This window comes from Armatimonas sp., from assembly GCF_031410135.1.
Classification (GTDB): domain Bacteria; phylum Armatimonadota; class Armatimonadia; order Armatimonadales; family Armatimonadaceae; genus Armatimonas.
In genome coordinates this window covers 1-5847 of the sequence record NZ_JANNYP010000325.1, presented here as the reverse complement: position 1 = coordinate 5847, position 5847 = coordinate 1, and the positions used below count along the sequence as shown (strand labels likewise).

Below are 5847 nucleotides of genomic sequence, written 5' to 3'. Positions count from 1 at the left end.
GGGTCGGCGGAGTGAGGAACGAGCGGAGACGGGGGGAGGGGAACCCTCCCTCCTCGCGCTCCTCGGTCCGCACGACTGGCTACCATGGAGCCCCGGCGTGATCTACCTCGCCCCCAATCCCACGACTCCGGCCCTGTTTCTGCCCACGACCCAGCGGCCCACGCTTCCCTCGGCTCTCGTGCTGGCCGCGCTCATGAAGCGCTTCCCGGAGCTTCGCCCTCCCCTAGCGCTCTTGCCCGACTGCTGTTTCTCCCTGGCGGAGGCGGCGGCGCTATGAACCTGCCTCCCGCACTCGCTCGCTGGGCGGAGCCACTTGCGGTGCTTGATCCCGTCTTGGCAAGTGCGCTGGGGCCGCTGCTCACTCGCCTCGCGGCGGCGTTTGGGCCGCTGAGGGGTGAGACACGTAAGGGCGGCGAGGAGCCCGATGGCTACGCGGGGATCACGCGACGGGGGAAGCTAGAGCACCTGCTCACCACTGAGTGGGGCCTGCTGGACACGGCTCCCGACGAGTTCCTGCGCCGCCTGAGCCAGGGAGAGCTCTCGTTTCTAGAGCCCGAGCGCAAGGCCAATGCCCACGAGCGCCGCTGTTTAATTCTTTTTGACTCTGGCCCGGAGCAGCTAGGCGCTCCCCGAATTGCCCAGCTGGCGGCGTGGATCGTGCTGGCCCAGCGGGCCAGCGCTATCGGGGCGACGCTTCAGTGGGCGAGCTTGGACAGCGAGCCCAAAGAGAGCGCTCTGTACACAGGCTTCGACGAAGCCACGGTTCGGGCGTTTCTCTGGTCTCGTACGGCGACGCAAGCCACGCCGCGCCAGCTCTACGACTGGCGCAAGTTTGCCGAAGAAGCCCTCGGCTCCCCGGAGGAGCTGTGGCTCTTGGGCGGTCCGCGCTGGCTGGATATCCCGATGGCGCGTGGCGTGCACCTGATGAGCACGGAAGAAACAGAGGACGGCGAGGCGCTGGCCCTCACGCTCCGACCGTCCAATAGAAAGCTCCAGCTTGCACTTCCACCCCCCGACACCCAGATCCGCCTGCTCCGCGACCCGTTTACGCCCGTCGGTGCCAAACCCGGCAAGGCGCGGGTGTCGCACCGACAAGCCGTCGGCGCGCTGGTCTGGCTCCCCGGCGGAAAGTTCGTCTGCGCCCGAGACAGCGCCGACACGGGCGTGCTGGTCTTCCCCATTCCCGCAAAGCTCGGCGCATCGCTCGGCCCCGCGAAACTCTACCAGCAACATTACGCACGGATTCGGGCGATTGGGGGACACAACAATGCGATTTTTTGTGTCGCCAAAGGCGGCGATCAACTTGAGATTCGGCTGATCAAAGGCTCCTGTACACCATTTCCCAATAAACCTGTGGCACTGGGTGAGGCAGATAAGAATCTCTTTGGCTATGCATCGGCTGAGCTAGCACTTGCAGTACTCTCGTTTGAAAATCAGCTCCAAGGTGAGCTTATACTCTCGTTTTCACCCCTCGAAAACACGCCTGAGTACTGGAAAAAACAGGAACGCCTCACTCTCTCCCTGAGGCAGGAACAGGAAACGGGCAGGCTCCGTCCGCACTGGTCTCCCGTCCTTTATAATCTTCAAACGATGCATGCACCGGGTGGCACCCCATCCATCCTAAGGGTCGAAGCAACAGACGGAGCGAGCTTCTTAGGCGATGGCACACAGGGAAGCACTCTCTACTGGCTCGGTAAGATCACGCGGGCAATACTCTTCTCAGGGCCGTCGCAGAGAGAATCTGTGGTGCTCCAGCGCGAAGATGGTCGGTGGTACTTGCCGCTGGAGAGCAAAGATGTTGCGTTTCCGGCGCTCGATTCCGACGATACAGTGCTGGGCGCGACGTACTTTGGCGGGCAGGTGCGGCTTGTGACGCTCAGTGAGGCGGGGCGGATCGTGCGCTTGGTGGGGCTGGGAGGAACCAAGACGATCACGGGAATCGGGGGGAAGATTGTGAGCGCCGCCGTCTCCCCCGATGTGCCGCTGCTGGCCTGCCTGCGCGAGAGCGGCGATTTAATGATCTGGGATTTAGAGACCAACTCGCGCCGCTGCCAGTTCCATGCGCCCCGTGAGACGTTCGAGGAAGTCGCGGTGGGCCACTCATGATCCCACAGAAGCTTCTTCATCGCGGGACGATCACGGCGGCGGCCTTTCTCTTTGATCCCGCATTGCTCAGCGAGGACGAAGCGCAGAAACGCATTCTGGCGCTCTGGGAGCCGGGCGTCCGGGTCTGGCAGACGGAAGACGGCGCACTGCTCGTGGTGCTTACCAAGCCACAAACCCTGACCGCCGAGGCCGCGCCGGGCCTGCCACTGGTGCGCTCACGCGGGCACTTGCTTGCTCTGCCGCTGACGAAAGCCGAGTGGGACGAGCTACGGCCCGCGCCCGAGAGCCTGATCTACGCCCAGCGTGGGCATATCAGGGTACTCTCCCTTGCAGAGCTGACGGCCATTGAACCTGCGGATTGGCTGGCGCTGGAGGGGATCGCGTTTATCGCCACAAAGCCGCTTACCGAACCCGCGCACGTCGCCGAGGCACAAATTGGTGAAGTGCTCGCGCCGCTCAAGAGCCTGCAAATCGTCCCGACTAACCCCGCCACCGCCGCCGCCCGCGCCGCGCTCTTGCGCTCGCTCAATCAGCCTCCTCCACCAGCGGCGGCGGCGGCGGCTCCGAAGAACACCAGTAGCTCCTTGCTGGAGCGCTGGGGTCGGGTGCTTCTCGACTTCCTGCGCCCGACCACGCCGTCATCGGGAAGTGCCAGCACGACCGAGAGACTCCGCAACACGATACAGGAGCAGGTTTTCTCCCCTGGCCAGCTGGAGGAGATCTCCCGTCAGAACGCGGAGTTTCTTCAGAAGATGCTGGAGCTTTTCGAGCGTGGGCAGTGGCAGGAGGCGCTCCAGCACGCGATCCCGCTGGGCAAGCCGGGCGAGAGCGATGACACACCCGCCGGTTTTGCATTTCTGAAGCCGCGCGATCAGCTGGTCATCAGCCCCACGCCCACTCGGCCCGACTCAACGCTCCCCTGGGATGGCCTGCATGGGGGCTTCAAGCAGCTCTACCGTGAGGCTGTGGAGAGGCTGAAAAACGAGGGGCGCTTTGAGGAGGCGGCCTATGTTCTTGCGGAGCTGCTGCGTGAGGACGAAGAAGCGGTCTCGTTTTTAGAGCGTCACGGGAAGCTACGCCTCGCCGCCGAGATGGCCGAGGCACGCAATCTCCCACCCGCACTGGTTGTCCGGCAGTGGTGGCTGGCCGGGGAGAAAGAGCGTGCCATTGCCATCGCACGCCGCTCGCAGTGCTTCTCCGATGCCATTTTCCGTCTGGAGCGCAGCCAGCACACCACCGCCGCCGAGACCCTCAGAGTGGAGTGGGCCCAGCTCCACGCCGAGTGGGGCGACTATGCCCGCGCCGTGTCCACCATTGAGAATGTCGAGTCTGCCCGAACGCTGGCAAAGCGCTGGGCGGCACTCGGAGCCGATCAGGGCGGAGTGGGTGGGGCGCAGCTCCTGGCACACCTCTTGATCTGGAGTGAGGGCGAAGACGAGTCCGAGCCATGGCGGGAGAAGGCGAAGGCACTTCTAGCGCAGCCCGATGCCGCTCAGGAGCGCCTGAATCTGCTCACGCCGCTCTTTCCCAAAACGGAGCGCCCGGAGCTTCAGCCACTACTGCGCAAAGGACTTCGTGCGCTACTTGCCGACCAAGGCAGTAGTGCCGTCACGCTTCAGCAGACCGTCGTTGCGGGTTGGGCACGCCTGGCAAAGCTTCCCGCGCTCGAAGCGGATTTACCAGCACTCATGCCCAAGCCACAGCCTGCGCTTCTAGATCGCACGGAGCCGCTTGAAATCCGCATTGAGGGCGGCGATACAGGCAATGTCCCGATTGTAGACGCCGCGTATCTCCCCGACGGGCGGACACTCGTGGCGCTGGGCGAGGTGGGCGTCTTGCTGCTTAGCCACGACGGACGGATTCTCCACCACTTCGATCTCCCCGCGACCTCGCTGGTCATCGGAAAGACCGGCGCTCGGGCAGTTGCGCTGGCCCACCGCGACGATAGCCAGCGGGTGCATGTGTTGGACTTAGGAACGCGCAAGGTCACCGACTGGGGCGAGCTCTCGCTGCTCTGCTGGGAGACGGCGCTCAGTGAGGGAACCTGGCGCGTGGCACGCAATGGCCAGCTTCTCACGCTCGACACGCTCTCTCCCACGCCTAAGGCACTCACAATTACCGAGACCAGTGAGCCGACTCTGGCGCTCAGTTCGGGCGGTGGGGTGCTGAGCCTTGATGAGGGGCGTTTTGTGCTCTGGACGGAAGCGGCTCCCACGCGCCGCCAGGAGATTCCGTTCTCGGGGGGGACGTTTGATCTCACCGACCAGAGTGTCTACTGGCTCCAGACCGATGATGACGAGGAAGTGAATCTGTTTGGTGAGCCCGCCGTCGTGCTCTACGGTCAGACGGGGCCGCTCCATCGCAGTAGCATTGTGGGGGAGCCCGACGACACGCCTGCGGGACTTGCTGTTGCTCGCCTTGGGGCCAATGAGGTGACTATCAGTGCGCTACGTGACCCGCTGGGCATCACGGCTCTGGTGTGCTTTAGCACGTCGAAGGGCCTGCGTGCGCCGGTGCTCCAGCTCCGGCTCTCCGGGGCGGAGCGGGTGCGGCTAAGAGCAACCCCAGAAGCCCTGACAATCGCCGACTCTCAGGGCAGGGTTATTGTCATTCACCCTGTCACGGGCCAGCTCATGCGCGACCTACGGGTTCGGCTGTAGAGCCGCGGACGATCAGCTCGGGCGTGACTCGGATATCGGTGCAGACGGGGCGGGTGCCTTGCTCGATCAGGTCTACCAGTAGCCCGGCGGCCAGCTCCCCCATCTCTCGAAGCGGCTGGCGAATCGAGCTGATCCCGGGAGCCTCACCGATATCATCGAAGCCAACCAGGGCGATTTTCTGTCCCCGCTCCCGAGCCACCTCCTCAACCACGCAGGCAATCGGGTCGCAAGCAGCGATAACCGCGGTGGGGGGAACGGACCGCTCCAAGAGGCGGTGTGCCGCTTGGTAGTTGCTCTCCCAGAACTCATGGGAGAACGTCCCCTCCGCCATAGGAGCCTCCTCCAAACCAAGCTCGTGTGCGAGAGCGACAAACGTATCGCGGCGAACCCTCGCATCGTTTTGCTTGAGGTTGCCCGTGATATGCCCAATACGCCGATGCCCCTGGGTGACAAGATGCTCCAACGCAAGACGCATCCCGGCGGCGTTGTCCAGCCCGACATTGAGCCAGGTAGCCTCCGCGGGAGGCGGAGCACCCGCGACCGTCACTAAGGGGAGCCCACGCGCGATCGTGAGCGTGTCGTAGTGATCGGGGGGAATCATGAGCAGGACACCGTCCACGCGCCCCGAGTGCAGTGCCTCATCGGCGGGGCTGGAGCGCCTGCGTAGCAAGAGCGTGTCGTAGCCACGGGCATCACTGACCTCAATGGCCCCTTGAAGGAGCCCCCGGACAAAGGGGTAGTTGAGCATGTCTCCCCCGATCCCGGCAAAGTACACCCCAAGCTGGAACATCCGCCGCCGTGCTAGCCCCCGTGCTGCCCCACTGGGGCGGTACTGGAGCTCCTCCATCGCCGCAAGCACGCGCTTACGAGTCGCCTCACTCACAGCCTTGGGGCCATTATTGACGACAAAGGAAACCGTTGCAATCGAGACCTCGGCGCGCCGAGCAACATCATAAATCGTGGCCATGGTTTTCTCACTATAGCACAACCGTCGGCTTGACAGGTTAAGCGCTTAGATGATATCATCTAAGCGCTTAACCTGTCAAGCCGACGGTTGTGCTATAGTGAGAAAACCATGGCC

At 63.7% G+C, this 5847-nt stretch carries 3 protein-coding genes and 1 pseudogene; 3 read left to right on the top strand and 1 reads right to left on the bottom strand.

Going from position 1 to position 5847, the window contains the following annotated elements; genetic code table 11:
- From RMO15_RS11715 to RMO15_RS11705, 3 genes and pseudogenes are all read left to right on the top strand, one after another.
- Window positions 1-277 (top strand): annotated as a pseudogene (locus tag RMO15_RS11715) (hypothetical protein); the annotation flags it as partial.
- Window positions 274-2106 carry a hypothetical protein gene (locus RMO15_RS11710; protein WP_309712401.1) on the top strand — a complete coding sequence of 611 codons (1833 nt, stop codon included), beginning with the start codon at window positions 274-276 and terminating at the stop codon, window positions 2104-2106. The pseudogene RMO15_RS11715 and the gene RMO15_RS11710, both read left to right, overlap by 4 nt.
- Window positions 2103-4766 carry a bpX6 domain-containing protein gene (locus RMO15_RS11705; protein ID WP_309712397.1) on the top strand — a complete coding sequence of 888 codons (2664 nt, stop codon included), beginning with the start codon at window positions 2103-2105 and terminating at the stop codon, window positions 4764-4766. Before RMO15_RS11710 ends, RMO15_RS11705 begins: the two co-directional genes overlap by 4 nt.
- Here the strand turns inward: RMO15_RS11705 and RMO15_RS11700 are convergent.
- The gene (locus RMO15_RS11700) at window positions 4738-5733 is read right to left on the bottom strand and encodes a LacI family DNA-binding transcriptional regulator (RefSeq protein WP_309712394.1); all 996 of its coding nucleotides are present in this window, start codon (window positions 5731-5733) and stop codon (window positions 4738-4740) included. The two genes, RMO15_RS11705 and RMO15_RS11700, sit on opposite strands and share 29 nt — an antisense overlap.
- Window positions 5734-5847: the final 114 nt, after the last annotated feature.

What these genes read in the sequence shown, in the direction of transcription:
- RMO15_RS11710 (WP_309712401.1), top strand. Translation starts at nt 274, where the DNA reads ATGAACCTGCCTCCCGCACTCGCTCGCTGGGCGGAGCCACTTGCGGTG.
- RMO15_RS11700 (WP_309712394.1), bottom strand. Translation starts at nt 5,733, where the DNA reads ATGGCCACGATTTATGATGTTGCTCGGCGCGCCGAGGTCTCGATTGCA.
- RMO15_RS11705 (WP_309712397.1), top strand. Translation starts at nt 2,103, where the DNA reads ATGATCCCACAGAAGCTTCTTCATCGCGGGACGATCACGGCGGCGGCC.